The following is a 25,858-nucleotide window of genomic DNA, read 5'->3' as shown; positions in this document are numbered from 1 at the left end:
CCGGCCCTTCGTGATGATAAGGTTTTGCTAACCGCTCAGTAGCGCGCGACGGCCGGGCTGGCCCAGTTGAAGCGGTAGTTGACGCCCGCCTTGAAGGTGTGGTCGTCGGTGGTGAAGTTGCCGGTGCCGACCAGCGGGCCCGCGGTGAAGTGCGCGTCGCCGAAGTTGTAGTACTGGTACTCGGCCTTGGCCGACCAGTTCGGTGCGAACATGTATTCGAGGCCGGCGCCGACGGTGTAACCGTTGCGGTGATCGCCATCGATGATGAAGCCGGTCGGCACGCCGCCGACTGTCACCTTCTCGTTGTTGTCCGAATAGGCATAGCCGCCCTTCACGTAGAGGAGGCCCGGACCCCAGGTATAGCCGACACGGCCGGTGATCGAGCCGAGCCCGCGCTGGTCGTTGGTGTAGGCGATGCCGCCCGGGAATACCGCGCCGACGCTGCCGGAGAGCCAGGAATACTGGCCCTCGACGCCGACCACGAAGTTCGGGTTGAGCTGCCAGTCCGCACCGACCTGCACGCCGCCGAGGAAACGGCCGTTGCCATTGTTGCCGGTGGAGAGGCCGTTGAAATTGTTGTCGCTGGAGAACGCGCCGCCGACATGGCCACCGATGTAGAAGCCGGTCCAGTTGTAGATCGGCGCGACATAGGCAGGCGCGGGCGCCTTGTAATAGTTGCGATTGCCGAGATCGGCACCGACGGCCGGCGCGGCCATGCCCATCACGAGCAGCGCAACGGTCGCAAACAAAATCTTCTTCATCGTCTTGAACTCCAACAGTAAGGTCCCCGGCAGGCGCGCATTCCGCGCCGTCGTTGGTTTTGCAGATAGCTCGCTTTTGACGAAAATGCTGTCACATGCATGGCACAGCGGCGCCCCACGTAACTTATTGGGCTGCAAATGATTTTCGTGCTTAATGCTGGCTTAAGAAATGCTGAAGGAAGGCTTAACGTGGCGCCTCGCAGGTAACTTGCGCGCGCCTCTTGTTAACCAAGACGCCGCCGCGCCTCGTCGCGCATCTGCGCGCGAAAGGCTGCGCGCTTTGCCGGCCGGTCTTCCTCGCGTACGTCGTGACGATCGAAGATGTCGAACTTCTCCAGGATCGGATAGCGCTCGCTCGCCATCGCCAGCACGCGCAGCACCTTGGTCGCCGATGGTGTCGGGCCGCTGACCTCCCAGCGCCGGATGGTGTCGGCGCCGCCCTTCTCCGGCAATCCGCACAGCCTGGCCATGTCGGCCGCGGTGAGCTTGCGCTCGAGCGCGTCGGAGAGGTCGTTGCGGAGTTGCTTCAGTTCGGCGCCGGTCATGCTGCTTGCGTCCAGGGAAGTCAATGAAAGCAATGAACTAACGCTGATTCGGGTCCATCCGAAGGCGGCGGGCGCACGTGCTGCGGCACCTTCGCGTGCGCACGGAGTTATGAACGGAGAACCTATGGAAATTTTCTGAGGAATGAACAGTTGGCATACCGGGGCGCGCACGGGGCGAAAGGAACCGTCATGAAAACCATCAAACTCGCCATTGCCGCGCTCATCACGACCGGACTGCTTGCCGCGCCTTTCGCGGCTGAAGCGAAGAAGGTCCGATCGAGCCGTCATTACAGCACCGGTGTGGTGGCGCCGACCTATGGCGGTGCCGGAGCGCCGGCAGCGCAGCCGAGGGCGTCCTACGGGTCATCCGGACAGACGGTCGGCACCGTCACCGCGCCGTCGATCGGATCGTACAATTGGCCGTCGGTCGGCGTGACCAATTCGGTGCCAACGTGGAGCAACACCACCAGATAGACCGATGCCGATCAGCCTGCGCCGCTCGCCAATCCGGAGAGCAGATAGAGCGCGACCAGCAACGTTGCGACCGACAGCAACGTTGCGACCGACAGCATCGTCGTGATCGACACCGTGGCCGCAACCAGCTTCTCCTCGACCTTGTGCTCGTGCGCGAGGACGTACACGGTTTTCGCCGTCGGCACGGCCGCGCAGACGACGGCAACGATCGTGTAGAGAGGATCGAGGCCGAAGAGCATACAGAGCCCGTAGACGATCAGAGGCATCACCACCAGCTTGACCGCCGCGAGCGCAAACGATGCCTTCAGGTTGGATCGCAGCCCCTCGACGGACAAACCAAGTCCGATGGCAAACAGCGCGCAGGGCGTGAGCGCGGCAGCGATCATGTTCAGATAGGTCGCGACCGGCACTGGAATCGGCAAGCCCGTGATCGCCCACACCAGCCCGATGAGCGTCGACAGCACCATCGGATTGAGCAGGATCTGCTTTGCCAGTCCCGTGGGATGCGCGGACCCGTGCGGGTCGCGTCCTTCCAGCAGGATGACCGTGATCGGAAACATCACGGCGGCCACGAACACTGTCGCCACCGCGGCGGGCAGGACGGCGGGCTGGCCGTAAATTGCGTGCAGGATCGGCAGCGCGACGAACCCGGTGTTGGTCATCGCCGCCGCCATCCCATGGATGGTACTGCTGGCCAGATCGTGTTTGCCACCCGCGCGAACCGCCAGGAACACCAGCGCGAAGCAGATCAGCGAGCCGCCGCCGAATGCGAGCAGGAACCGCCATTCCAGCAGATTGCGCGCGGGCTCCTGCGCGATCGTGACGATCAGCAGCGCCGGCATCGCCACGTTGTAGGCAAAGTGCACCAGGGCATCGGCAAGCGAGCGGGAGAGGTAGCCGAGCTCGCCGGCGAGCCAGCCGGTGACGATGATCGCGAATACGGGAAGAACGAGGCTGGCGACCTCCATCCGACTTCCCCCTCATGGCCAAACGGCGACGAGGTTAGCCCGGCGATGGATTGTCGTCACTGTGTGATTTGATGGAGCCGTCCCGAGCGATCGTTTCAAGTCGCAAAGGACGATAATCTTCCTCGCTAGATTCCCCTGCCGCCCTGCTTCCCGATCACGCAACGCCATGCCGCCAGGCGCTCAGCCGGATGCTGATTCATCCAGTCGGCGAGCTGCGGCGCGCCCATCAGGCAGGACTGCACCGAGACCTCAGCAAAATCGGAAGTGGTCACGATCTGCTCGTGACAATTGCTCGGAGTGGCGAGGCTGCAAAGCACGGCGATGATCTTGATCACGAGAGCTTACTCCTATCGCCGCCGATCGTGCGGCCGTTGTCTCCATCCTGCCCGTCGCTGGCCGGATCGGATGGCGGGAAGATGCTGTCGTAGATTGCACGTGCCTCCTGAATGAGGCGCACGCGCTCGCGCTCAGATCTCGAGACAAATCGAATAACTTCGCCCATGTTGGCTCCGAATATCAGTGAGCAAGTAGGACATGAGATGATGAAGATCATCCAATCAGCATCTATGGCGTCGCCCTCGACTTTGAAATGGCGTGCCCGTTCACGACGGAATAAAAAGCTCGTGACCGCGCCGGCGTCCCAACGTCGGGTGTTCTTTGCCAGGTTCTTGGGCTGTTCACCGCTTCCTATCGCGCGGCTGCAACTAGCGCGCGAGCGAATGTCGGTGACAGCTTACTCTTGCCGTCACCGGCAAGGCAGTCTCGCAAAGCAAATGCTGATCGAGCGAATATGTTTCGCCCGTGTCGCGTGCAAGTTTTTGGAACAATCTTGTAGTTCGAAGAACTGGGCGACCGTCGCTCACGCTGCCGGCGCGCGCTCCTTCCGCCCCGGCACCGCCGCCAGCAGTTCACGCGTATAGGCGTGCTCGGGCGCGGCGAACAATTGCGCGGTTGGCTTGAGCTCGACGATGACGCCGCGCTGCATCACGGCGATGCGGTCGCAGATCTGGGCGGCGACGCGCAGATCGTGAGTGATGAACAGCATCGAGAGGCCCAGGCGCGCCTTGAGGTCTTCGAGCAGCTTCAGCACCTGCGCCTGCACGGAGACGTCGAGCGCGGAGACGGCTTCGTCGGCGACGATGATCTCGGGCTCGAGTGCGAGCGCGCGCGCAATGCCGATGCGCTGGCGCTGGCCGCCGGAGAATTCATGCGGGTAGCGCTCGAGCGCGCCGGCGTCGAGGCCCACCATCTTCAGGAGATCGCGGGCCCGGTCGAATGCGACCTTCGGATCAGTGCCGGCCGCGATCGGGCCGTCGGCAATGATGTGGCCGATCTTGCGGCGCGGATTGAGCGAGGCGAACGGGTCCTGAAAGATCATCTGGATGCGATGGCGCTCGGCGCGCAGCGCCTTGCCCGAAAGAGAGGTGAGATCGGTCTCGCCGATTCGCACCGTGCCGCGGTCGGCCTCGATCAGCCGCATCACGAGCCGCGCGACCGACGATTTGCCGGAGCCGGATTCGCCGACGAGACCGAGCGTCTCGCCCTTGAGGATGTTGAAATTGACTTCGCGCGCGGCATCGACGCGGTGGTCCTCGCGAAACCAGCCGCCCGAGGTGACATAGGTCTTGTCAAGCCCGATCACCTCGACAGCCCGGGCAAGGTCGTCGAGAGGTTCGCGCACCGGCGGGTCCATCGATGGCACGGCGGCGAGCAACGCCTTGGTGTAGTCGTGCTGCGGATCGCTGAAGACGGCTGAGGCCGAGCCTTCCTCCACGACCTTGCCATGGCGCAGCACGACGACCTGGTCGGCGATGTCAGCGACCACGCCGAAATCATGGGTGATGAACATCACCGCCATGTTGCGATTGCGCTGGAGGTTGCGGATCAGCTTGAGAATCTGCGCCTGCGTGGTGACGTCGAGCGCGGTGGTCGGCTCGTCCGCGACCAACACGGCAGGCTCCAGCGCGAGTGCCATCGCGATCATGGCGCGCTGGCGCTGGCCGCCGGAGAGCTGGTGCGGATAGGCGCGCACGATGCGTTCGGGGTCGGGCAAGCCGACCTCGTGCGCCAATGCGAGCGCTTTCGCGCGCCGTTCCTTGGGTGTGAGCAGGCCGTGCGCCTCGAACATCTCGGCCATCTGGTCGCCGATCCGCATCAACGGATTGAGCGCGGTCATCGGCTCCTGGAAGATCATCGCGAGCCTGCGGCCGCGCAGGTCGCGCCAGCCGTCGTCGTCCAGCCTGAGCAGGTCGCGGCCCTCGAACTGGATTTCGCCGGAGGCGATCGACACCGTGTCCGGCAACAGGCCCATCAGCGCATGCGCGCACATCGACTTGCCGGAGCCGGATTCGCCGACGACGCAGACGATCTTGCCGGGCTGCAAATCGAGCGACACGCCATCGACGGCGAACGGACGCTCGGCGCCCTTGGGCAGCGCGATTCTCAGGTTCTTGATGGAGATGGCGGGCGGTGCGGTCATCGTCAGCGTCCCTCCCGCGACAGGCGTGGATTGAGCGCGTCGTTGAGGCCTTCGCCGATCAAATTGAGGCCGAGCACCGAGATCAGGATAGCGACGCCGGGAAAAACGGTGATCCACCAGGCTTGGCGGATCACGGTGCGACCGGCGCCAACCATGTAGCCCCAGGAGATCAGATTGGGATCGCCGAGACCAAGGAACGACAGCGAGGATTCCAGCAGGATCGCGGTCGCCACCATCAGCGAAGCCAGCACGATCACCGGCGACAGCGCGTTCGGCAGGATCTCGCGCAGGATGATCCAGGTGTTGCTCTGTCCGGTGACCACGGCGGCCTGGACATATTCCCGTGTTCGCAGCGACAGCACCTCGCCGCGCACGAGGCGTGCGACCGGCGGCCAGCTCACCACCGCGATCGATGCCACGATCGAATAGATCGAGGGCTGCAGGATCGCGACCAGCACGATCGCGAGCGCGAAGCTCGGAATGGTCTGGAAGAACTCGGTGAAGCGCATCAGGGCGTCGTCGACCTTGCCGCCGAAATAGCCGGCCATGGCGCCGATCGGCACGCCGACGAGCAGCGCGACCAGCGTGGAGACCAGGCCGACAAGCAGCGAGACGCGTGCGCCAAAGATCATGCCGGCGAATACGTCGCGGCCGAGCGCGTCGGTGCCGAGCGGCACGGTCGACTGCGTGAACGGCGGCAGGAACGGCCGCTGCACCATGCGCCAGGGCGAGTTCGGGAACAGCATCGGCCCGAACACCGCGACCGAGATCGCAAGCAGCAGGATGACGAGCCCGATGACGCCGCTCGGGCTCTTCAGCATCGATTTCCAGAACTGTTTCATGAGGCGAATTCGATGCGCGGATCGACCAGTCGATAGACCAGGTCGGTGATGAGGTTGAAGATCAGCACCATGGCGGAGCAGATCACGAAGACGCCGAGCAGCAGGTTGTAGTCGCGCTGGAGCAGCGCGTCGTACATCAGCCGTCCGATGCCGGGCCAGGCGAACACGGTCTCGGTGATGACGGCGCCGCCGATCAGCGTGCCGGAATGGACGCCGGCGAGCGTCACGACGGGGAGCAGCGCATTGCGCAGCACGTGGCGGCGCTGGATCACGGCGTCGGACAGCCCCTTTGCACGCGCGGTTTTGACGAAGTCGAGCCGCTTCACCTCCAGCATCGAGGCGCGCGTCATGCGGGTGTAGGTCGCCATGAAGAACAGCCCGAGCGTCATCGCCGGCATGATCAGGTGTGTTGCGACGTCGATCGCGTGGGCAAGGCCAGTGAGATTGGCGCCGACCGTCTCGTAGCCGAAGCTCGGCAGCCAATCCATGGTGACCGAGAACAGCAGGATCCCCATCAGCGCCACCCAGAAGATTGGCATGGCGTAGAAGATCAGCGCGAACACGGTGATGGCGGTGTCGAGGAAGGTTCCGGCAAAGCGCGCGGCGAAGGTGCCGAAGAGAATGCCGAGCATGAGCGAGATCGCAAAGGCCGTCAGTGTCAGCAGCAGCGTCGCCGGCAGCCGTTCGCCAATCAGCTTTGCGACCGGCGCCTGCTGGCGGAAGGAGAAGCCGAGGTCGAACGTCACGACGCCCTTGACGTAGATGAAGAGCTGCTCGGGCAGCGGCTTGTCGAGGCCGAACTTTTCCCGGAGCTGCTTGACGAAGACCTGGTCACTGGCCCCGGCTTCGCCCGCCATCACGACCGCGGGGTCGCCGGGCGCAAGCCGGATCAGGAAGAAATTGAGGACAACGATCGCGAGCAGGACGATCACGCCCTTCAGGACACGCTGAGCGACGAAGGAGAGCATTAGAAGGTCATACCGGTGGGATGATCTGCAGCCACGGAGACGGAAGTGCTCCCTCGCCCCGCTTGCGGGGAGAGGGTTGGGGTGAGGGGGACTCTCCGCGGGGGAGGTGACAGCTGGGCTCGCGGAGACTCCCCCTCACCCGAATGTGCGCTTTGCGCACATTCGACCTCTCCCCGCAAGCGGGGAGAGGTGAAGGATCGGCCTCTCACTTGTCGAGCCATGCGTCCTTGAAGCCGTCATTGACCCCGATCCCCGTGGTGATCAGGTTCTTGACCTTGCAGCGCATGATGGTCGGGAATTGCAGCTCGAGCATCCAGGCCACCGGCACGTCCTCGACCAGGATCTTCTGCGCCTTCTCGTAGATCTCCTTGCGCTTGGTATCAGGGGTCGCGACGGCGCCATCGGCGAACAGCTTGTCGATCTCCGGGTTGGAATAGCCTTCGACATTGTTGAAGACTTGGCCCTTGGCGATGGCGCTGGAGACGTAATTGCGTCCCACGCCGAGCGCGGGATCGCCGTACTGATAGAGATAGGTGAAGGCGATGTCGTAGTCCCAGTCGCCGATCTTCTGGTTGCCGCCGGCAACGTCGGTGGCGATCGTCTCGATGTTGATGCCGACGTCCTGGAGGTTCTGCTTCACCGCTTCACCCCAGCGCTGCCAGGTTTCGCCATAGGCCAGCGGCAACAGGCGAATCTTCTCACCCTTGTAGCCGGCTTCCTTCAGCAGTGCCTTGGCCTTGGCCGGATCGTATGGATATTTCTTCACGTCGTCGGTGTAATATTTGATGGTCGAGGCCGAGGGGCCCGTCGCGACCTTGCCGAGCCCGTTCCAGATCACGTCCTTGGCGAAGTCTCGGTCGATTGCATACATGACCGCCTGCCGTACCCGCTTGTCGGCGAGCGGACCCTGGCGGTTGTTGAGCCACAGCCAGGCCAGCGGCGAGAAGAACTCCCAGCCGGCGCCGGTGACGCAAGTGTCCTTCAGCTTGGACAGGCGCGGCACATCGAAATTCTCGACCGAGCCGCCGGGTAGCACGTCGACCTTGCCGGTCTCATACGCCACCGAGCGCGCGGCGGCGTCGGGAATGATCTGCCAGTAGATCTCGTCGATGTAGGGTTTGCCCTTCTCGTAATAGTTCGGATTCTTGACCAGGCGGATGAACGAGCCCTTCTGCCACTCCTTGAACATGAAGGGGCCGGTGCCCACCGGCGCGTTGTTGTAGGGATTGGTCTTGAAGTCGGTGCCTTCATAGAGATGCTTCGGCACCATCGGCATCGAGCCAACCTCGAAGATGCCGAGGAACGGGCCGAACGGCTGCTTCAGCATGAACACCACCGTGTAGTCGTCGGGCGCCTCGACCTTGTCCACTTGGGCGAGGTTGTTGCGGGCGCGCGCGTGGGTCTGCTTCAGCATTTCGACCGAGAACAGCACGTCCGCCGCGGTGAAGGGCTTGCCGTCATGCCAGGTCACGCCCTTCCTGAGCTTGAAGGTGTAGGTCTTGGCGTCCTCGCTGACACTCCAGCTCTCGGCGAGCTCCGGCTGCGGCTCGAGCTTGGGACTGTAGCGCAGCAGCCCCTCGAAGATGTTGCCCGACACCATCTGGGTCGGACCGTTCTGGACCATCGCGAGCATCAGGCCGGGCGGCTCGGGCTGGATCACGGCATTGATCACACCCCCCGTTTTCGGCTCTTGCGCCAGTGCCGGGGCCGTGAGGCCGCAAGCCAGGAGGAGACCAAGCAACACTCGTTTTGGCATGTCGTATCTTTCTCAACCAAGACCAGCCGTGAGCGCTTCGCAACGTCCTCGCGCGCAAAGCGACGGCCGGCCCATCCCAGTCCCCATCCAATATCGAGGCTCACATAGTCTCGTTCGGCGCCGCAAGATGAAAGTCGCGACAGTGTTCGCACAAAAAATGTACAGCGCGTCCTGTTTTCACTTGATTCATTCTCCCGTCACGGAGACAAGTCCGCCATGGACAACGCCACGCGCTCCGAACGCTCCCGCAACGCTGCGCTTGAAGCGGCCATCGCCATCATCGCGCGCGACGGGCCGGGGCGGTTGACGCTCGATGCGATCGCGCGCGAGAGCGGCCTCAGCAAGGGCGGCGTGATGCATCAATTCCGCACCAAGGAGGCGGTGCTGAAGGCGCTGCTCGAACGACAGATGGCGCGGTTCGAGGAGTTCTCGAACGATTATATGGCAAAGGTGAGCGCGACCTCCGCCAATCCCAATCTGGCGACCCAGCTCGCCACCGTGCGCGAAGCGGCGACCTCGCCGAATTCTGCCGCGCTGGCGCTGGTTGCAGCCATGGTCGAGAATCCCAACCTGATGGCGCTGCCGCGCGAGCGCGAGATGGAGAGGATTGCGGCGATCAGGGAAGAGGCCGCCGACCCCGATCTTGCGATGCTGCGCTGGGCCGGAGCGATGGGCTTGCTGCTGAGCTCGCTATTTGGCATGTCGCCGCTCAGCAACGACGAGCACCAGCGATTGTTCGCGCGTCTGCTCGACGACGCGCAGTGGACCGGCCTCGAACAGCCGGCCGTAAAGCGCGCGGCAAAATCCGGTGCAGCAAAGGCGGCCAGCCCGCGCAAGCGGGCCTGATTCATCGTTAACGATGTCCGGCGGTCACACCGCCTAAAGTCACGCCAGCGGCCAAAGGTGGCAGATCATCATTTCGGCACTTTACAAACCAACTGGTCGGTTTTATAAATGCAAACACTGAGACGGCCTAAGGCATCTGAAATGGCCCCGGACGATGCCTTGGGCTGGCAATGGTGAGCGCCGCAGCCGCGTCTGGTCCCGAAGCGCGGCTGCGGTCGCCATCGCAACTTTAAAGGTTGGCCTTCCCAATCAGCCGCAAGAGGAGTCTGGAATGAATCGCTCGATCGCCCTGCGCGGTCTGGGAACGCTGGTGCTTTGCGTGGCCGCGGCCGGCTGCGCCTCGGTCGCGCCGGTGCCCTATTCGGAGATGGCGTCTTCGGCCTACATGGCTCCGGACAAGTCGGACGCCTCCGGCCGCGTGCCCTACCGCTATTCCACGCAGGTCGACTGGCGCGCTTATAATAAAGTGATCCTCGATCCCGTCGTCGTCTACCGGGGGAGGGATCACCAGTTCGGCGACATGTCCGACAAGGACAAGGCGACGCTCGCCGCTTACATGCAGACCCGTTTCGCCGACCGGCTGCGCAGCCGCTTCGCGCTGGTGCGCGAGCGCGGGCCGAATACGCTGCGGATCAGGCTGACGCTGACCGGCGCCGTCACCAACACGCCGGTGCTCGGCACGCTCTCGCGCTTCGATCTTGCCGGTGCCGTCTACAACGGCGTGCAGGCCGCGCGCGACGGCGAGGGGACCATGACAGGCTCGGTCGTCTACGGCGTCGAGATCTTCGACGCCACGACCTCGCGCCTGCTCTCGGCCTACGTCACCAAGCAGTACCCGGGCGCCTACGACATCAAAGCCAGCGTCGGCGCGCTCGCGGCCGCCACCGCCGGGCTCGACAAGGGCGCCGACGCGCTGATGGCACAACTGAACTGACGCCGCGATCCATCCAACGAAAGGTGTTGCCGATGAACATATTCCTTCGCTTCGTGCTGCGCATCGCGATCACGATCGTAATGTTGGCGTTTGGCGGCCGCGCCGGCGCCGCCGCGTCCACCGATCCGAGCGGCACCTGGCTGGTCGAGGACGGCCGCGCCCGCATCCGGCTCGAGCGCTGCGGTCCGTCGCGCGACCGCATTTGCGGCTTCATCGTCTGGATGAAGGAGCCGGCCGACAAACGCGGCCAGCCTTATCGCGACAGCCAGAATCCAGATCCCGACAAGCGCGCCCGCATGCTGCTCGGCCACCAGCTCATCATGGGCCTGCAGGCGACACCCGAGGGGCGGTTTGCCGGCGACATCTACAATGCCGAAGACGGCAAGTCGTACTCGGTCTCGCTCTGGCGCGAATCCCCCGACCGCCTCAAGCTCAGGGGATGCCTGATCAAGATCCTGTGCCAGACCCAAACCTGGCAACAGACCCTCGACGTGCTGCCCGGTCAGCTCATTGGCCTGACCGGCGACCTCAATGGTCCCCGCGCCGACAAGGAATGGGCGCAAGTGCCGGCACCGAAGCCGATCCCGGTCAAGGGAAAATAGGAGTAGCATTGTCCTGCGGCCAGGTTCGCGAGCAGCATTGTGTCAGGCGCTGTTGCGCCAAACTCCGTCATTGCGAGCGTAGCGAAGCAATCCAGAGTCCCACCGAGGAGGCAGTCTGGATTGCTTCGTCGCTTCGCTCCTCGCAATGACGGCGTGGAGGCAATCGAAGTCCCAAATTTGATCCGGATCAAACCCAAGTCGTCGCTTCTGCGATCCAATAGCAACTGGGATAGCGTGTTGCGCGTCCTGGTTCTTGCAGACGTGAGACGATCGATGGACATGTACGCCACGAATATCCTTGCCGCTAACGACAGCGGGCCCGATGTCGTCGGGCCGCCGCCGGATGAGGGCGTGCAGCGCTGTCTTCAACTGCTGAACGAGGCTGGCCTCCGCCCGACGCGCCAGCGCTTGGCGCTCGGCCAGCTGCTATTCCTGAACGGCCATCGTCACGTCACCGCGGAGAAGCTCTATGACGAGGCGATGGCGGCGAACATGTATCTGTCGCTCGCGACCGTCTACAACACGCTGAACCAGTTCACCGAAGCCGGCCTGTTGCGCCGGATCGCGGCCGACGGCATCAAGTCGTTCTTCGATACCGACACATCCGTGCATCCGCACTTCTACCTCGAAGGCGAGGATGTGCTGGTCGACGTCGCCGAGGGCCTGACTTTCACCAGGGTGCCCGAGGCGCTTCCCGGCCACGAGATCGCGCGGCTCGACGTCATCGTGCATTTGCGCCGGAAGCGTGCGTAGCACCACTGTGCTCTTACCCTCCCCTGGAGGGTCCATCCAGGGCAGGGTAAGAGGAATCACCGCAACCCTGCGCGCCGAAATCCCTCCAGATAGTGCTCGCGGTCGGCCTCATTGGCCCACGGCAGTTGCGTCGCGATCCAGTGCAGCGAGATGCCGGGCTGGGTGCGGCGGAGCTCGCCCAGCGCGGTCTCCGCAAGCTTTCCGTCGCCGGTCATGCCGGCGGCGACCGCGAGCACGCGGTAGGCGCCGGTGAGGTCGCCGCGGTGGCGGATCGCCTCGCGCGCGAGCGCGATCGCCTCGTCATAGTGCCGCTCGGTAAAGCGCGCATAGCCGGCAATGCCGTGATAGATCGCCAGCGACGGATCGCGCGGCGAGAGCCGGATTGCCCTCTGTGCCGCCTCGAACGACTCCTTCGAGCGTCCGGCATAGGACAGCGCCAGCGCGTAATAGCCCTGCGCCAGCGAGAAGTTCGGATTGAGCGCGAGTGCCTGCTCGAACTCGGACAGTGCGTCGGCCAGTCTACGGGTCGAGAACAGGACGCTCCCGAGCGCGGCATGTGCCCAGGCATCCTCATGGTCGCAGCGCACGGCAGCGAGTGCGGCGGCTTCCGCGACCGGCGCCACCGTGGCAAGCTCGGTCCAGCCGAGATGCACGCCGAACATATGGTTTGCCGCCAGCACCGACAGCGCCTGACCATAATTCGGATCAATCCCGATCGCGCGCTCCAGCAGCGCCTTCGCTGTCTCGTGATCCCGCCGCGTCACGCGCCAGTAGTGCGACAGCGCCCGCATCAGCAGATCCCAGGCATCCAGGCTCGCAGGCGGCTTGCGGTGAGCGCGAAAATTTTCCGCCGCATGGATCTGCGGCTCGATCGCCGCCACGATCGCGTTGGTGATCTCGTCCTGCACGGCAAAGACGTCGACGAGCTCGCGGTCGTAGCGTTCGGCCCAGAGATGGCCGCCCGATGTGGCGTCGTTGAGCTGCGCGGTGATGCGCACCCGGTTGTCCGCCTTGCGGACGCTGCCTTCGACGATGTAGCGGACGCCGAGTTCCTCGGCGATTTGCCTGACGTGGACCGCGCGTCCCTTGTAGGTGAAGGACGAGTTGCGGGCGATCACCATGAACCAGCGCTGCTTCGACAGCGCGGTGAGGATGTCCTCGCTGATTCCGTCGCCGAAATAATCCTGTGCGGGATCGCCGCTCATGTTCTCGAAGGCGAGCACCGCGACCGCCGGGCGGTCCGACACGGTGTGCGGCCGCGCAGGAACGGATACAGCGGGCGCAGACGAAGCCGCCAGGCCTTTCCGGATTTCTTCCCGGACTTCGCCGACGAAACGAAAACCCTTGCGCGGAATGGTCTTGATCAGCCGCTGGGTCGCGCCGTCATCGCCAATCGCCTTGCGCGCAGCGTTGATTCGGCTGTTCAGGGCGGAATCGGAGACGATGCGGTCGCTCCAGATCTGGCTGATCAGGTCACCCTTGCTGACCACACGCGCGCGTTGCGCGACCAGATAGAGCAACAAATCGAATACTTGCGGCTGCAACGGCACGGCGACCCCGGCGCAGGTGAGTTCCCGCAGGTCGCCGTCGAGCACATTGTTTTCAAAGCAAAATCGCACGTTTCCGTCGTCTCAAGCAAAACTCAAAGGCGTCTCAGGCGAAAATCAATTGTCAGCTAAAGTCTCAGGCCCGTCCGAGGTGCATGGTGGGACTACCAACAAGTGCCGATGTTTTGGCACAACGGAGCTTTCCATGTCCCAGATTGATCAGGTTCATTCGATCAGCCCGGCGGTTGCGGGCTCACGCATATTCAAGTTCGTCGCCTTTCTGTACGGAATTGCGGCATATCTCGTGTTTTTCGTCACCATTCTCTACGCCATCGGCTTTCTCATGGGGCTGGTCGTGCCGAAGACCATCGACACTGGAAGCGCCACGCCGCCGGTTGAGGCGGTCATCGTCAATCTCCTCCTGATGTCGCTGTTTGCCATCCAGCACAGCGTGATGGCGCGTCAGAGCTTCAAGGCCTGGTGGACGCAGTTCGTCCCGAAACCGGTCGAGCGCAGCACCTATGTGCTGCTGGCGAGCCTGTCGTTGCTGCTCCTGTTCTGGCAGTGGCGTCCGCTGCCTGCGGTCATGTGGGAGGCCCAGGATCCCGATCTTGCCGTGACGCTCGTCACATTGTCCTTCGCAGGCTGGGTGCTGGTGTTCACCTCGACCTACATGATCAACCATTTCGAATTGTTCGGCCTGCATCAGGTGGCCAACCATCTCGTCGGCAAGGAAGCGGCGCCTGCGCGGTTCAAGACGCCGCTGCTCTACAATTTCGTTCGCCATCCGATCTATCTCGGCTTCATCATCGCGTTCTGGGCGGCGCCGGTCATGACCGCGGGCCACCTGCTGTTCGCCGTCGTGACGACGCTCTACATCTTCGTCGGCATTGCGCTGGAGGAGCGCGACCTCGTCGCTCTCTTCGGCGACGACTACCGGCAGTACAAACAACGCGTGTCGATGCTTATTCCCTGGCGCAGATCGGTATAGTCTTGGCCTCGTTCCGCGCGTCCACCGAAAGGAGGATGCGCGGGGCGCCGACGCGCGATAACGATCCTTCATCATGGAGACACCAATGAAACATGTCGGAAACTGCTTCTGTGGCGCGGTCACGGTCGAGGTCACGGGCGCGCCGGAGGCGATGGGCTATTGCCATTGCCGCTCTTGCAGGTCGTGGTCCGGCGGGCCGGTGAACGCCTTCAGCCTGTGGAAGCCTGAAGCCGTGCGCATCACCGAAGGCGCCCAGAACGTTGAGACCTTCGCCAAGACGCCGCTCAGCCAGCGCAAATATTGTAAGAAGTGCGGCGGTCATCTCATGACCAACCATCCGCCGCTTGGCCTTGTCGACGTCTTCACCGCCACCATCCCGACGTTGGCGTTCACGCCCGGCGTCCACGTCAATTACGCCGAGACGGTGCTGCCGATGCGCGACGGTCTGCCCAAGCTGAAGGATTTTCCTGCCGAGTTCGGCGGCAGCGGTGAGATGATGCAGGAGTAGGTCGCTTCGCCTCTCCCCGCAAGCGGTGCGAGGGAGAGGTCCTCACCCCATCCCCGCGCGCCGCAATCCTTCCAGATAATGCGCGCGATCCTCTTCGCGCAGCATCGGCAGCTCGCGCGTGATCCATGCGAGTGAAATGCCGGGCTGGGCGCGGCGCAGGCCTTCCAGGGCGGACGCGGCGAGAGCCGAGCTTCCCGACATGCCGGCGGCGGCGGTCAGCACACGATGCGCGCCGACGAAATCGCTGCGTTGCCGCAGCGACTCGCGTGCCATCTGCACGGCGCCTTCGTAGTTGCGACCGATGAACCGGGCATAGGCCGCAACTCCGCAATAGATCGCGGCGAGCGGATCGCGCGGACTCAGCCGCAGCGCGCGGCGGGCGGCGGCGTCGCCGTCCTGCCATCGTCCCGCGTAGCACAGCGTCACGCCGTAGAAGGCGTACGCCATCGCGAAATTCGGATTGAGCTTGAGAGCCAGCTCGAACTCCGCCAGTGCGTCGTCGAAGCGGCGGCGGAATAAATAAGTATAGGCGAGGCCGTGATGCGCCCAGGCGTCGTCGCGATCGGCCTCCACCGCCGCCAGCGCCGCGCGTTCGGCGACCGGCACGGTTACAGCCATGTCCGCCCAGCCCATATGCGCGCCGAAGATATGGCTGGTCGCGAGCAGGCCCAGCGCCTTGCCATAAGCAGGGTCGATCGCGATCGCCATTTCCAGCAGCCCTTGCGCGGCGGCATTGTCCTCGCGGGTGATGCGCCAGTAATGCGACAATGCGCGCATCACGAGATCCCAGGCATCCAGGCTGCCCGGCGGCTTCTGCTGAGCGCGAAAGCTCTCGGCGGCGTAGAGCTGCGGCTCGATCGCCGCGACGATCGCCTCGGTGATCTCGTCCTGCACGGCGAAGACGTCGGCTAGCTCGCGGTCGTAGCGCTCGGCCCAAAGATGGCTGCCGGTCGAGACGTCGTTGAGCTGCGCCGAGATGCGCAGGCGCTCGCCGCTGCGCCGCACGCTGCCTTCGACCACGTAGCGTACACCGAGTTCGCGCGCGACCTCATGGAGGTGCACGGCGCGACCCTTGTAGACAAAGGAGGAGTTGCGCGCGACGACGAAGAACCAGCGCAGCTTCGACAGCGCGGTGATGATGTCCTCGCTGATGCCGTCCGAGAAATAATCCTGCTCGCGGTCGCCGCTCATATTGGTGAAGGGCAGCACGGCGATCGCGGGCCGGTCGGGCAGCGCGAGCGTGGTCTGCGGCGCCGGTGCTCCGCGGCCGGGTTCCGGAACGGCTGCACCACGCTTCGCCTCGACGTCGCCGACGAAGCGAAAGCCCTTGCGCGCGATGGTGCGGATCAACGCCTGGTTCGCGCCATTGTCGCCGATTGCCTTGCGCGCCGCGTTGATCCGGCTGGTCAAGGTCGATTCGGAGACGCTGCGGCCGTGCCAGATCTTGTCGATCAGCTCGTCCTTGCTGACCACCCGGTCGCGGTTCTCCATGAGATGCACGACCAGGTCGAAAACCTGGGGTTCCACGGCAACGGGAACCTGCTCGCGGCTCAGCTCGCGCCGGTCGGTATCGAGGAGATGATCCCGGAACAGAAACTGCACGTCGAAAACTCAGTCCTCACAACGACATCAGGCAACAATAAAATCGAAAATGGATTACGACTTGAAGTCTGTGAGTCCGCCGAACGGTCTGTCAGGTTCACCACGATCGCGTGATGGCAGTCATGCGGTATCGGATGGGAATACGACCTCGATAGAATGCGGAGGTTTGGGCCAGATTGCCGCCAGCTGAATCCGCAAGAGCAGGGAGTCGGCAGTGCCGAACATCTCCCCGATGTCGTCCTGGCGAAAGCCAGGACCCATACCGCGGAATCTCTCGATTGCAGACGGTAGAAGTACCGGACGGCGTGTCTTCGCCAAACGTCTCCTTGGGGTAATGGGTCCTGGCTTTCGCCAGGACGACATCGGCTATATGGCGGGCATTGCCGAACAGCGCGACCTGCGTAAGCTGCCTTCACAGAAAACACCCAGCCACGAAGAAACGCCCATGCCCGCTTTTCCCGCTTCGACCACCGTGCTCGACTCCATGCTGTTCCGCGATGCCTTCGGCACGCCTGAGATGCGGGAGGTATTCTCCGATGTTGCGCTGGTGGCGCGCTATGCCGAGGTCGAGGTGGCGCTGGCGAAGGCGGAGGCCGGATGCGGCGTGATCCCGCAGGACGCTGCGGACCAGATCGCGGCCCGCACCAATGTTACCGCGCTTGATTTCGATCTATTGCGGCGGGAGACCGACGTCGTCGGCTATCCGATCCTCCCTCTAGTGCACCAGATGGTGAAGCAATGCGGCGAGGCCGGCCGTTACGTGCATTGGGGCGCGACCACACAGGACATCATGGACACCGCGGTAGTCTTGCAACTGCGCGCCGCGATCGAGATCGTCGAAAAGGACATTGCCGAACTCCGCCGTATCCTCGCCGACCTCTCCAACCGCTATCGCGACACGCCGATGGCGGGCCGCACCCATCTGCAGCAGGCGCTGCCGGTGACATTCGGTTACAAGACCGCGATCTGGCTCGCGATGTTCGACCGCCATGCCGAGCGTCTGGCGCAATTGAAGCCCCGCATCCTGGTCGGCCAGTTCGCCGGCGCCGCCGGCACCCTGGCCTCGCTCGGCGACAAGGGGTTCGAGGTGCAGGAGGCGCTCTGCGCCGAGCTGAAGCTCGGCGTTCCCGCCTCGACCTGGCACGTCGCGCGCGACGGCTTTGCCGAGGCCGTGAACTTCCTGGCGCTCGTCACCGGTTCGCTCGGCAAGATCGCGCTCGACATCATGATCATGGCCTCGACCGAATTCGCGGAAGTCTACGAGCCCTTCGTCAAGGGCCGCGGCGCCTCCTCCACCATGCCGCAGAAGCGCAACCCGATCTCCTCCGAACTGATGCTCGCGGCGTCCAAGGCGGTGCGCCAGCATGCCGGCCTGATGCTGGACGCGATGGTGCAGGACTTCGAGCGCGCCACCGGCCCCTGGCACGCCGAATGGATGGCGATCCCCGAAAGCTTCGTGCTGAGCGCCGGCGCGCTGCACCAGGCGAAGTTTGCGCTCGCAGGCCTCATCGTGGACGAGGCCAAGATGAACGACAATCTCGCCATCAGCCGCGGCCTGATCGTGGCCGAAGCCGTCATGATGGGGCTCGCCCCCCAGATCGGGCGGCAGGAGGCGCATGACGTGGTCTATGACGCCTGCCGGCTCGCCAATGAGAAAGGCTTGACGCTGGCAGATGCGCTCTCATCCGACTCCCGCGTTTCGAGCCGCATCGACCGCGCCACGATCGAGGCGCTCACCTCACCGAAAAATTACCTCGGGCTTGCCCCCGCCATGGTCGACCGGGTGCTGAAATCGGCAACGCGTTGAAAACCAATATGCGTGAAACTGCGTATCTTATCGGTGTCGTAAGGTGCTCGCGCACTTGCGCCTCGCGATGCTAGGCTTAGATTGAATGAGAGACTTTCGGCAGAGGGCCCCGCATGACTGATCACCGCAATTCCGCTACTCCCATCGATCCCGCGAAACTCGACCGGCTGGCCGAGGTGGCGGTGAAGGTGGGCCTGGGCTTGCGGCCGGGGCAGGATCTTCTTCTGACGGCGCCTGCGATCGCGCTGCCGCTGGTGCGGCGGATTGCCGTGCACGCCTACAAGGCCGGTGCCGGCATCGTGACGCCGATCCTGTCGGACGAGGAGATGACGCTGGCGCGCTACCGCCACGGCCAGGACAACAGTTTCGATCGTGCCGCCGGCTGGCTGTACGAGGGCATGGCGAAGGCCTTCTCGGACAACACCGCGCGGCTCGCCATCGTCGGCGACAATCCGATGCTGCTGTCGGGCGAGGATCCGTCGAAGGTGGCGCGCGCCAGCAAGGCCAACTCCATGGCCTATCAGCCGGCGCTGGAAAAAATCGTCAATTTCGATACCAACTGGAACATCATCGCCTATCCGAGCCCGTCCTGGGCCAAGCAGGTGTTTCCTAATGATCCCGAGGACATCGCGATCGGCAAGCTCGCGGATGCGATCTTCGCCGCGTCCCGCGTCGACCGCGAGGACGCGATAAGCAATTGGGCGAGCCACAATGCGGTGCTGCGCGAGCGCACCAACTGGCTCAACGGTCAGCGTTTTCGCGCGTTGCAATATTCGGGTCCCGGCACCGACCTCACCATCGGCCTCGCCGACGGCCACGAATGGGAGGGCGGCGCCTCGCTCTCAAAGAACGGCATCAGCTGCAACGCCAACATCCCGACCGAAGAGGTTTTCACCACGCCGCATTGCCGCCGCGTCTACGGCCACGTCGTGAGCTCGAAGCCGCTGTCCTACCAGGGCACCCTGATCGACAACATCGCGGTGCGCTTCGAGGACGGCAAGATCGTCGATGCCAAGGCCTCGCGCGGCGCAGAGGTGCTGAACAAGGTGCTCGACACCGACGAGGGCGCGCGCCGCCTCGGCGAGGTGGCGCTGGTTCCGCATTCTTCGCCAATCTCGCAGAGCGGGCTGTTGTTCTACAACACGCTATTCGACGAGAATGCGGCGTCCCACATCGCGCTCGGCCAATGCTACTCGAAATGCTTCGTCAACGGCGCGCAGCTCACGCCGCAGCAGATCGCCGCGCAAGGCGGCAACCAGAGCCTGATCCATATCGACTGGATGATCGGCTCGGCCGAGACCGACATCGACGGCATTCTCGCCGATGGCAGCAAGGTGCCGGTGTTCCGCAAGGGCGAGTGGGCGAAGTAGCAAGCTAGATTTGATCCAATAGCGGCCCAGGGCGCGGTTTACCTCTCCCGCAAGGTCGAGGCTGCCGAGCTAGGCGACGACTTCTCGGTTGGCTGTCAGAGCCTCGGGCGTGACGGGCATCGGCATTGGCTCCTTCCATGGTCACTTTCGCGCATTTTGTCGCACCCCGGAAAAGAGGGGTTCATGTGCGCGAATTCGCAGCGGAATCTCAACGTTAGCTGCTTCGCACCTGCAACTTAGGGCTGATTGTCGGTGCCTGCGTAAGGAAGAATTAAAAGGCGGTCACTAGCGTTGCGGCCATCATTGGAAACAATCCGGGCTCCGACCCGGCCAAACCTATTTTATTCCCTGAGGAAACAGATGTCGCGCGCAATGATTGAAATCGGTAGTTGCAATGTGGATCTCGAGCTGCGGCCGATCGAGCCGTCCTGGATCATCGAGGGTAATCCGGTGTCGCGCTCGCGCGTCCTGTCCACCAGCGCCGACGGCACGGCCCAAACCATCATCTGGGCCTGCACCGAAGGGCGCTTCAACTGGTATTACGACATCGACGAGACGATCATGATCATGGAAGGATCGATCGTGCTCGAAAGCGACGGCATGCCGCCGAAGCGCTACGGCCCCGGCGACGTCATTTTCTTCCGCGACGGCGCGCATGCCAAATGGCATGTCGAAGGGCACGTCAGGAAGATCGCGTTCTGCCGCAAGACCAATCCCGTGATGATCGGCTTCCTGATCCGCGTGGTCAACAAGCTCAAGAAGATGTTCACCTCCAGCGGCGAGCGCCGTCCGGCCTCGCTCATGGGTGCAGGCTAGAGCTCACAATAAGGTTTCAAGGACGCTTCCCAGCGGCCACGACGGAAGAGGGGTCGGGATCAACATCCCGGCCCCTTTTCTTGTCACGACGGCAGTTCGAGCCGATAGAAATCAATCGCGGTCTGTGAGAACAGCGCCGTCTTCTCGGCCTCGCTCAGGGGCGATGCGATGCGCTTGAAGGCGTTGAAGATCACCTGATAGCTGCACTGGCCTTTGTCCGGCGGGAAGTTGCTCTCGAACATCGCGCGTTTGGGTCCGAACGATTCGATGCAGGTTTCGATATAAGGCCGCCAGGCCGTGGCAAGCTCCTCGGATGACGGCGGCCTCGCGCGCAAATGGAAGTCGTAGCCGAGCAGGCACATTGCGAGCCCGCCGAGCTTAACCACCACATTCTCGCATTTCGCAATCTCCCGGATCGAGGCGCGCCACTGTGCAAACACCTCCTCGCGCCGCCCTGCAAAGCGTCCCACGCCGACTGGGCCGCCGCAATGGTCGAGCACGATCCTGGTGTCGGGGAAGGCGCGCGCAAGCTCGGTGAGCTCGCCGATCTGCGGATGAAACAGCCAGGCATCGAAGCTGAGGTTCAGTGGCGCGAGGCAGGCGAATCCCTTGCGGAAGGTCGGATCCCGCAACAGGCCCTTCGGCCGGTTCGCATACATGCCGGCGACGACGGGGTCTTCGTCCCAGGCCGAGGAATGCCTGATGCCGCGGAAGCGGCCGTTGCCCGCCGCGATTTCCGCTTCCAGCACCGGCTTGGCCGCGTCACCCAGCAGCAGATTGGCGTGGCTGACGATGCCCGCACAGATCGCCGCCTTGCCGTAAGCACCGCTCGCGCTCATCGCGGCGACGCCATTGGCGAACTCGACCTCGCCGACGGGCCGGAATGCCTCTGGCCCATGCGCGCGATACATCGAGCGGCAATCGACATAGACGGTTGCGATGACGTTGTGGCCGGAGGCGATGTCGGCTGCCATCGCCTCGATCAGATAGCGATGCCCGCGATTCCAGAGATGGTGGTGAGGATCGACGATCGGCCGGGCCGCATCGATGATCTCCTCCTGGTGCTGCGCAAGCCAATCCTCGCGCGGCTCGACAAACAGCCCGCTCGTGTTGGCGGGCAACCCGCTTGCGGCCATCGGCGTTCGCTCCCTTCACATTCTTTGTGGGAGGAGCCTAGCACCGCATCACGTCATGCAGCAGCGCACGTTGCGCAACCGCACCCGTCATCGCGAGCACAGCGGCGGTGTGACCGATATCGACTAGATGAAGCTCGATTGCCGTCACACGGAAGGTGCGCTCCCTCTCCCGCTTGCGGGGGAGGGCTGGGGTGGGGGTGCCGCCACAGAGAGATTCCCAGTGTGGAGAGAGCCCCCACCCGCGCCTTCGGCGCGACCTCCCCCGCAAGCGGGAGAGGTTGCAGCGCGCCCGGAGCTGACTGATTCAAGAGCGATTCGATCTTAAGCCTTGCGCCGCTTCGCCTTCACGTCGACGACGAGCCGCCAATCGGTTGCGGTCGCAGGCTTGACCTCGCCGAGCCAGTGGAAGGAATCGCCGGTGATCTCCGTAAAGCTCCAGCGCGTCAGCTCACCGGCTTCGGTCGTGCCTTCCTGCACGATGTCCGCGCCGCGCGGACGGCCGATCTGCTGCCGGAACACGCTGCGGCCGGGATCGAACCAGGAAATCCGCCATGCGGAAATGGCGGGATCGTAGACCCGCAGCGTCGTGCCGTACCAATTGCCGGCGATCGGAAAGGCCGGGCTGCCTGGGGAACGAGGGATGATCCAGACGTCCTGCACGGCCCGCCCTTCCAGGACCCAACCGAAATGGATTTCGCCGGGCGCGGCGTGTTTGGTTCCATCGGGCGCGTGGGCGGTGATTTCGGCGTCCCAGTCGCCGACGAAACGGCCGTAAAGCTGCAGCGCCGCCGCGTGCTCCGGGTTCGGTCCGTCCGCGTGCAACAGTCTCGCAAAATCTGTCATGTCGATCTCCTGTTGCCAGGAGATCAGCACGAGCGGGCCTCAGCGGACTTGGAGAAAATTGCGCGTCACACCCCGTCGAGGATGATCACCGTCGGCTTCGACGGCAGCGCATCCCGCGAGATCCGGAACGACCGCTCGATGCGCCGGTCGATCTCGAACTGCTGCCCGATCCGGCGCATGAAATCGTCGAGCGGGGTAGCGAAGCGGTGCATCGGCAGTACCACCGAGGAGCGCAGCCGTTTGGTGATCTCGGAGATGCCATCCAGCGACATGGTGTAGGCGCCGTCGATCGGCACCATCACGATGTCGAGCCGCCCGATCTGGGCGAAATGGCTGTCGTCGAGCTTGTGATGGAGATGGCCGAGATGACCGATGCAGAGGCCGGCGACCTCGAAGATGAAGATCGAGTTGCCGTCGCGGATCATGTCGGCGCCGGAATCGTCGCCGAAATAGCGGCGGATGTCGGTGGTGACGTTGCGGATGAAGGTGTCGCTGATGCGCTCGGAGATCACCGCGGGCTTGCCGTCCTCGCCCCAGCCATGCAGCACATGGGGAATGCGCTTGTCCGGGAATAGCGTGTAGTGGGTGCTATGGGCCCGGTTCATGGTGACGACATCGGGTCGCCGTCCCACCTGATAGGCGCCGCTATAGTCGGTGGCGATGCGCAGGCCCCCGGGCGTATCGATGAAATAGGTGGAGTGGCCGGCATAGGTGATCTCGACCTCGGCTGAACCGCCGGCCTGCCGGAACGCGACCGGCAGCGCGCGGGGCGCCGCGTTCGCCATCGCCAGGCATTCGCTGCGCTGAGGCGGCTGCTGGGCGAGGGCAGGAGCGAGGGATACGCCGAACAGCGCCAGAGCCGCCGAAACCAGTCGCCACATGCATCCGTCCCCGATGACTTCGGAGAAAGTCTAGCGTGCTATGCTGCACATGGCCAATGGACTGCGATCAACAGCGCGTCAGTGTCGCACCTCTCGCCCGCGTCTTTTATTCGCGCCTTGGGCTGAACTTCCAGGTGATGGCGATGAGGCTGGCTGTGATCAGGCCGCTGATGAGGCCGGCGATGGGAAGAGCAAGCAGCAGCGCGGCGCTGGCGGCCCAGCCGATCGAGGAGAAGGCTTCGGCAAACGTTGCAAGCCGCGAGGAAGTCTGGCGGCGGCGGAATTGGCTGCGCCGCGCCTGCACCCGGAACCAGAGCTGGATCGCGGTGGCGGAAGCTGCGCTGATGATGATCGTGCCGGCGCTGATTGCCGCCTGGAATGGCGAGGCGAAGGCCAGTGCCGCCACCAGCGGGCAGAAGATCACGGCGGTCGCGATCAGCACCACCTCGATCTTGGCGCGGATGACGCTGGATGGCGTCAGCGGCGCGGTCGCGACCAGGTCGGGCGCGTCCTCGCCTGAGATCGTCAGCCAGGCAAGCCCGCCGGCGAGTTGTCCGGCCGCCATCACGATGACAGGCGTGATCAGCGTCAGCGCCGCCGAACTGTCGGCAAAATTTCGCCAGAGCAGCAGCGCCGGTGGCACCAGGTACAGCAGCTGCATCAGGGTCTGCGAGATCAGCCAGGGATCGCGCCAGAGCAGCGAAAATTCCTTGCGCCGCAGCGCCTGCTGGCGCGATCCGCCGCGGAACGGGCGCTCCTTGGCGCGCACGCGGCCGGCTGTGCCATTCGCCGCCGCGTCGATGGCGGTGTCGGCAAAGCGGCGTGAGAAGATCGCCATGACGCTTCCGAGCAGCACGAGCGCAAGCGCGAGGAGCAACAGCAGCGCTTCGCTGTCGCCCATGGTCGCCCGCGCCGGCCACCACCAGATGCTGTCGATATCGGGCGCGTAGGCGGCCACGCGACCCGAGGTCAGGATGGTGAAGCGCGACAGCGTGCCGTACGACATGATCGCGGCGACCTGGAGCGCGATCACGAAGCCCGCGCCGATGATCGCGGCGAGGATCTGGGCGATCAAGCGCGTCCGCGCCGGGCCGATCAGCCGAAACAGGAGAATGGTGACGGCAATCGCGATCGCCGCCGCCGACAGGCCCATCGCGACCACGACGCCGAACGCGCTGAGCCATCGCGCACCGCCGCCGATCACCAGCACGTCGATGAAGGGCGTCGAGAACAGCAGCGCCATTGTCGTGACGGTGAGCGCGATCGCGGCAATGCGCACCGAGAACAGATTGGCCAGCCTGGCCGGCGAGGACATGATGAGGTCGAGATCGGCGCGGGCGTAAAACACCCGCGTCACCGATTCGATCGCCTGCGACAGCATCAAGGTCCAGGCCAGAAAGATCGTCGCCGAGATCACGATCAACGAGGATTTGTCGAGCGGCAGTTGCAGGTCGGCGAAGCGGCCGATCACGGCCCAGGCGGGCACGTGCAAGAGTGCGGCGAAGAACAGCAGGCCGATCATGGCGGCGCGTGCCCGCTTGCGCCGTCCGCCCGTCATCATGGCGAACCATTCGCGCCAGGCGAGCCGGAGCTCGTGACGGGTGAACCAGGACAGCGCGGTCGCCGAGCTCATGCGGCGTCCGGAAGCGTCACCAGCGCGATGAAGAGGTCTTCGAGGCTGGTATCGGCATGGCCGTTCTGCCGGCGCAGCTCGTCGAGCGTGCCTTCGGCGACCAGATGCCCAGATGCGATCACGCCGATGCGGTCGGCCATGCGCTCGGCCACCTCCAGAATATGCGTGGTCATGATGACCGTGCAGCCGGCGCGGACGCGCTCGCTGAGGAGACCCTTCACGTGGCGGGCGGAAACGGCATCTAACCCCGTCAGCGGCTCGTCGAGGATGATGAGGCGGGGATGGTGCACCAGCGCGCCGGCCAGTGCCACTTTCTGGCGCATGCCCTTGGAAAAGCCCTCACAGCGTTCGTGCCGGTGCTGCGCGAGGCCGAGCGAGCCGAGAAGCTCCTGCGCAACCGGTTCCGAGCTGGACGGCGCGATGCCCCAGAGACCGGCGACGAACTCGAGATATTCGAGCGGCGTCAGCTTGTCGTAGATCATCGGCTCGTCGGACACCCACGCCATCATCTGCTTGGCAGCGACAGGATTTTGGAGCGCATCGATGCCGAAGATCGAGACGCTGCCGGCATCGGGCCGCAGCAGGCCCGCGACCATGCGCAGGGTGGTGGTCTTGCCGGCGCCGTTGGGGCCGACCAGGGCATAGAATTCGCCGGCATGAATGGTGAGATCGAGGCCATCGACCGCCAAACGGTCAAAACGCTTGGTTAACCCCAGGACTTCCAGCGCCGAGCTGCCTGGCTTCATGACGTCCACCATCCGGTTTTGCACCGCCCGCGACCATGACTTGAAGATGT

The 25,858-nt window shown here is 64.1% G+C and carries 26 protein-coding genes; 10 read left to right on the top strand and 16 right to left on the bottom strand.

Annotation, left to right across the window (positions count from 1 at the left end):
- Positions 1–35: 35 nt before the first annotated feature.
- Positions 36–761, bottom strand: coding sequence for an outer membrane protein (locus AAE027_RS17170; protein WP_370987834.1), 726 nt, complete (start codon positions 759–761; stop codon positions 36–38).
- Positions 762–985: 224 nt separating this feature from the next.
- On the bottom strand, positions 986–1,306 hold the full coding sequence (locus tag AAE027_RS17165; RefSeq protein ID WP_128956889.1) for a helix-turn-helix domain-containing protein: 321 nt from the start codon (positions 1,304–1,306) through the stop codon (positions 986–988).
- A 189-nt stretch (positions 1,307–1,495) separates the two neighbouring features.
- On the opposite strand from AAE027_RS17165, the gene AAE027_RS17160 reads away from it, so the two are divergent.
- Entirely contained in the window at positions 1,496–1,780 is a 285-nt protein-coding gene (locus AAE027_RS17160) for a hypothetical protein (protein WP_370987835.1), read from the top strand.
- An 11-nt stretch (positions 1,781–1,791) separates the two neighbouring features.
- On the opposite strand, the gene AAE027_RS17155 is transcribed toward AAE027_RS17160, so the two are convergent.
- From AAE027_RS17155 to AAE027_RS17125, 7 genes are all read right to left on the bottom strand, one after another.
- Positions 1,792–2,748 carry an AEC family transporter gene (locus AAE027_RS17155; protein WP_370987836.1) on the bottom strand — a complete coding sequence of 319 codons (957 nt, stop codon included), beginning with the start codon at positions 2,746–2,748 and terminating at the stop codon, positions 1,792–1,794.
- Positions 2,749–2,873: 125 nt separating this feature from the next.
- Complete coding sequence (locus tag AAE027_RS17150; protein ID WP_091885309.1) at positions 2,874–3,083, bottom strand: hypothetical protein; 210 nt, start codon at positions 3,081–3,083, stop codon at positions 2,874–2,876.
- Positions 3,080–3,250: a hypothetical protein gene (locus AAE027_RS17145; RefSeq protein WP_370987838.1), complete on the bottom strand. Its 171-nt coding sequence runs from the start codon at positions 3,248–3,250 to the stop codon at positions 3,080–3,082. The genes AAE027_RS17150 and AAE027_RS17145 overlap by 4 nt, the downstream gene beginning before the upstream one ends.
- A gap of 357 nt (positions 3,251–3,607) precedes the next feature.
- The gene (locus AAE027_RS17140) at positions 3,608–5,227 is read right to left on the bottom strand and encodes an ABC transporter ATP-binding protein (RefSeq protein ID WP_370987839.1); all 1,620 of its coding nucleotides are present in this window, start codon (positions 5,225–5,227) and stop codon (positions 3,608–3,610) included.
- 2 nt (positions 5,228–5,229) lie between these two features.
- Positions 5,230–6,069, bottom strand: coding sequence for an ABC transporter permease (locus AAE027_RS17135; protein WP_370987840.1), 840 nt, complete (start codon positions 6,067–6,069; stop codon positions 5,230–5,232).
- Complete coding sequence (locus AAE027_RS17130) at positions 6,066–7,037, bottom strand: ABC transporter permease (protein ID WP_370987841.1); 972 nt, start codon at positions 7,035–7,037, stop codon at positions 6,066–6,068. Before AAE027_RS17130 ends, AAE027_RS17135 begins: the two co-directional genes overlap by 4 nt.
- A gap of 205 nt (positions 7,038–7,242) precedes the next feature.
- Positions 7,243–8,793 carry an ABC transporter substrate-binding protein gene (locus AAE027_RS17125; RefSeq protein WP_370987842.1) on the bottom strand — a complete coding sequence of 517 codons (1,551 nt, stop codon included), beginning with the start codon at positions 8,791–8,793 and terminating at the stop codon, positions 7,243–7,245.
- A 216-nt stretch (positions 8,794–9,009) separates the two neighbouring features.
- Here AAE027_RS17125 and AAE027_RS17120 point away from each other — a divergent pair, with 216 nt between their 5' ends.
- From AAE027_RS17120 to irr, 4 genes are all read left to right on the top strand, one after another.
- A complete protein-coding gene (locus tag AAE027_RS17120; RefSeq protein WP_370987843.1) occupies positions 9,010–9,639 on the top strand; it encodes a TetR/AcrR family transcriptional regulator in 630 nt (209 codons plus the stop codon).
- Positions 9,640–9,910: 271 nt separating this feature from the next.
- Positions 9,911–10,573 carry a DUF3313 domain-containing protein gene (locus AAE027_RS17115; protein WP_091885328.1) on the top strand — a complete coding sequence of 221 codons (663 nt, stop codon included), beginning with the start codon at positions 9,911–9,913 and terminating at the stop codon, positions 10,571–10,573.
- A gap of 32 nt (positions 10,574–10,605) precedes the next feature.
- Positions 10,606–11,175, top strand: a complete 570-nt coding sequence (locus AAE027_RS17110; protein ID WP_370987844.1) for a DUF2147 domain-containing protein — start codon at positions 10,606–10,608, stop codon at positions 11,173–11,175.
- Between the two features lie 273 nt (positions 11,176–11,448).
- Positions 11,449–11,928, top strand: coding sequence for a Fur family transcriptional regulator Irr (irr, locus tag AAE027_RS17105; RefSeq protein WP_370987845.1), 480 nt, complete (start codon positions 11,449–11,451; stop codon positions 11,926–11,928).
- A gap of 56 nt (positions 11,929–11,984) precedes the next feature.
- Here the strand turns inward: irr and AAE027_RS17100 are convergent, their stop codons facing one another.
- Entirely contained in the window at positions 11,985–13,547 is a 1,563-nt protein-coding gene (locus AAE027_RS17100; RefSeq protein WP_370987847.1) for a winged helix-turn-helix domain-containing protein, read from the bottom strand.
- 133 nt (positions 13,548–13,680) lie between these two features.
- On the opposite strand from AAE027_RS17100, the gene mddA reads away from it, so the two are divergent.
- Entirely contained in the window at positions 13,681–14,466 is a 786-nt protein-coding gene (gene mddA, locus AAE027_RS17095) for a methanethiol S-methyltransferase (RefSeq protein ID WP_370987848.1), read from the top strand.
- Between the two features lie 85 nt (positions 14,467–14,551).
- Positions 14,552–14,974, top strand: a complete 423-nt coding sequence (locus AAE027_RS17090) for a GFA family protein (protein ID WP_128956882.1) — start codon at positions 14,552–14,554, stop codon at positions 14,972–14,974.
- Positions 14,975–15,016: 42 nt separating this feature from the next.
- On the opposite strand, the gene AAE027_RS17085 is transcribed toward AAE027_RS17090, so the two are convergent.
- The gene (locus AAE027_RS17085; protein ID WP_370987849.1) at positions 15,017–16,576 is read right to left on the bottom strand and encodes a winged helix-turn-helix domain-containing protein; all 1,560 of its coding nucleotides are present in this window, start codon (positions 16,574–16,576) and stop codon (positions 15,017–15,019) included.
- A gap of 445 nt (positions 16,577–17,021) precedes the next feature.
- Here AAE027_RS17085 and pcaB point away from each other — a divergent pair, with 445 nt between their 5' ends.
- The 3 genes from pcaB (at position 17,022) to AAE027_RS17070 (ending at position 20,569) form a co-directional block, all read left to right on the top strand.
- Positions 17,022–18,383, top strand: coding sequence for a 3-carboxy-cis,cis-muconate cycloisomerase (gene pcaB / locus AAE027_RS17080; protein ID WP_370987850.1), 1,362 nt, complete (start codon positions 17,022–17,024; stop codon positions 18,381–18,383).
- Positions 18,384–18,496: 113 nt separating this feature from the next.
- Positions 18,497–19,753 carry an aminopeptidase gene (locus AAE027_RS17075; RefSeq protein ID WP_370987851.1) on the top strand — a complete coding sequence of 419 codons (1,257 nt, stop codon included), beginning with the start codon at positions 18,497–18,499 and terminating at the stop codon, positions 19,751–19,753.
- Positions 19,754–20,113: 360 nt separating this feature from the next.
- Entirely contained in the window at positions 20,114–20,569 is a 456-nt protein-coding gene (locus AAE027_RS17070) for a cupin domain-containing protein (protein ID WP_370987852.1), read from the top strand.
- An 83-nt stretch (positions 20,570–20,652) separates the two neighbouring features.
- Here the strand turns inward: AAE027_RS17070 and AAE027_RS17065 are convergent, their stop codons facing one another.
- From AAE027_RS17065 to AAE027_RS17045, 5 genes are all read right to left on the bottom strand, one after another.
- The gene (locus AAE027_RS17065) at positions 20,653–21,705 is read right to left on the bottom strand and encodes an amidohydrolase family protein (protein ID WP_370987853.1); all 1,053 of its coding nucleotides are present in this window, start codon (positions 21,703–21,705) and stop codon (positions 20,653–20,655) included.
- 321 nt (positions 21,706–22,026) lie between these two features.
- Positions 22,027–22,548: a hypothetical protein gene (locus tag AAE027_RS17060; RefSeq protein ID WP_370987854.1), complete on the bottom strand. Its 522-nt coding sequence runs from the start codon at positions 22,546–22,548 to the stop codon at positions 22,027–22,029.
- Between the two features lie 65 nt (positions 22,549–22,613).
- Entirely contained in the window at positions 22,614–23,429 is an 816-nt protein-coding gene (locus AAE027_RS17055) for an MBL fold metallo-hydrolase (RefSeq protein WP_370987856.1), read from the bottom strand.
- A gap of 106 nt (positions 23,430–23,535) precedes the next feature.
- A complete protein-coding gene (locus AAE027_RS17050; protein ID WP_370987857.1) occupies positions 23,536–25,062 on the bottom strand; it encodes a permease in 1,527 nt (508 codons plus the stop codon).
- On the bottom strand, positions 25,059–25,808 hold the full coding sequence (locus AAE027_RS17045) for an ABC transporter ATP-binding protein (protein ID WP_370987858.1): 750 nt from the start codon (positions 25,806–25,808) through the stop codon (positions 25,059–25,061). Before AAE027_RS17045 ends, AAE027_RS17050 begins: the two co-directional genes overlap by 4 nt.
- Positions 25,809–25,858 lie beyond the last annotated feature (50 nt).

The organism is Bradyrhizobium sp. DN3 (assembly GCF_041357655.1).
Lineage (GTDB): Bacteria > Pseudomonadota > Alphaproteobacteria > Rhizobiales > Xanthobacteraceae > Bradyrhizobium.
Note: the sequence above shows the minus strand (reverse complement) of the source record. Positions and strands in the feature narration are given on the sequence as shown.

Coding starts and splice junctions, on each gene's coding strand:
- pcaB (WP_370987850.1), top strand. CDS start 17,022: ATGCCCGCTTTTCCCGCTTCGACCACCGTGCTCGACTCCATGCTGTTC.
- AAE027_RS17130 (WP_370987841.1), bottom strand. CDS start 7,037: ATGCTCTCCTTCGTCGCTCAGCGTGTCCTGAAGGGCGTGATCGTCCTG.
- AAE027_RS17110 (WP_370987844.1), top strand. CDS start 10,606: ATGAACATATTCCTTCGCTTCGTGCTGCGCATCGCGATCACGATCGTA.
- AAE027_RS17145 (WP_370987838.1), bottom strand. CDS start 3,250: ATGGGCGAAGTTATTCGATTTGTCTCGAGATCTGAGCGCGAGCGCGTG.
- AAE027_RS17065 (WP_370987853.1), bottom strand. CDS start 21,705: ATGGCCGCAAGCGGGTTGCCCGCCAACACGAGCGGGCTGTTTGTCGAG.
- AAE027_RS17155 (WP_370987836.1), bottom strand. CDS start 2,748: ATGGAGGTCGCCAGCCTCGTTCTTCCCGTATTCGCGATCATCGTCACC.
- AAE027_RS17075 (WP_370987851.1), top strand. CDS start 18,497: ATGACTGATCACCGCAATTCCGCTACTCCCATCGATCCCGCGAAACTC.
- AAE027_RS17055 (WP_370987856.1), bottom strand. CDS start 23,429: ATGTGGCGACTGGTTTCGGCGGCTCTGGCGCTGTTCGGCGTATCCCTC.
- AAE027_RS17090 (WP_128956882.1), top strand. CDS start 14,552: ATGAAACATGTCGGAAACTGCTTCTGTGGCGCGGTCACGGTCGAGGTC.
- AAE027_RS17160 (WP_370987835.1), top strand. CDS start 1,496: ATGAAAACCATCAAACTCGCCATTGCCGCGCTCATCACGACCGGACTG.
- AAE027_RS17135 (WP_370987840.1), bottom strand. CDS start 6,069: ATGAAACAGTTCTGGAAATCGATGCTGAAGAGCCCGAGCGGCGTCATC.
- AAE027_RS17060 (WP_370987854.1), bottom strand. CDS start 22,548: ATGACAGATTTTGCGAGACTGTTGCACGCGGACGGACCGAACCCGGAG.
- mddA (WP_370987848.1), top strand. CDS start 13,681: ATGTCCCAGATTGATCAGGTTCATTCGATCAGCCCGGCGGTTGCGGGC.
- AAE027_RS17140 (WP_370987839.1), bottom strand. CDS start 5,227: ATGACCGCACCGCCCGCCATCTCCATCAAGAACCTGAGAATCGCGCTG.
- AAE027_RS17050 (WP_370987857.1), bottom strand. CDS start 25,062: ATGAGCTCGGCGACCGCGCTGTCCTGGTTCACCCGTCACGAGCTCCGG.
- AAE027_RS17115 (WP_091885328.1), top strand. CDS start 9,911: ATGAATCGCTCGATCGCCCTGCGCGGTCTGGGAACGCTGGTGCTTTGC.
- AAE027_RS17170 (WP_370987834.1), bottom strand. CDS start 761: ATGAAGAAGATTTTGTTTGCGACCGTTGCGCTGCTCGTGATGGGCATG.
- AAE027_RS17045 (WP_370987858.1), bottom strand. CDS start 25,808: ATGAAGCCAGGCAGCTCGGCGCTGGAAGTCCTGGGGTTAACCAAGCGT.
- irr (WP_370987845.1), top strand. CDS start 11,449: ATGGACATGTACGCCACGAATATCCTTGCCGCTAACGACAGCGGGCCC.
- AAE027_RS17125 (WP_370987842.1), bottom strand. CDS start 8,793: ATGCCAAAACGAGTGTTGCTTGGTCTCCTCCTGGCTTGCGGCCTCACG.
- AAE027_RS17120 (WP_370987843.1), top strand. CDS start 9,010: ATGGACAACGCCACGCGCTCCGAACGCTCCCGCAACGCTGCGCTTGAA.
- AAE027_RS17070 (WP_370987852.1), top strand. CDS start 20,114: ATGTCGCGCGCAATGATTGAAATCGGTAGTTGCAATGTGGATCTCGAG.
- AAE027_RS17165 (WP_128956889.1), bottom strand. CDS start 1,306: ATGACCGGCGCCGAACTGAAGCAACTCCGCAACGACCTCTCCGACGCG.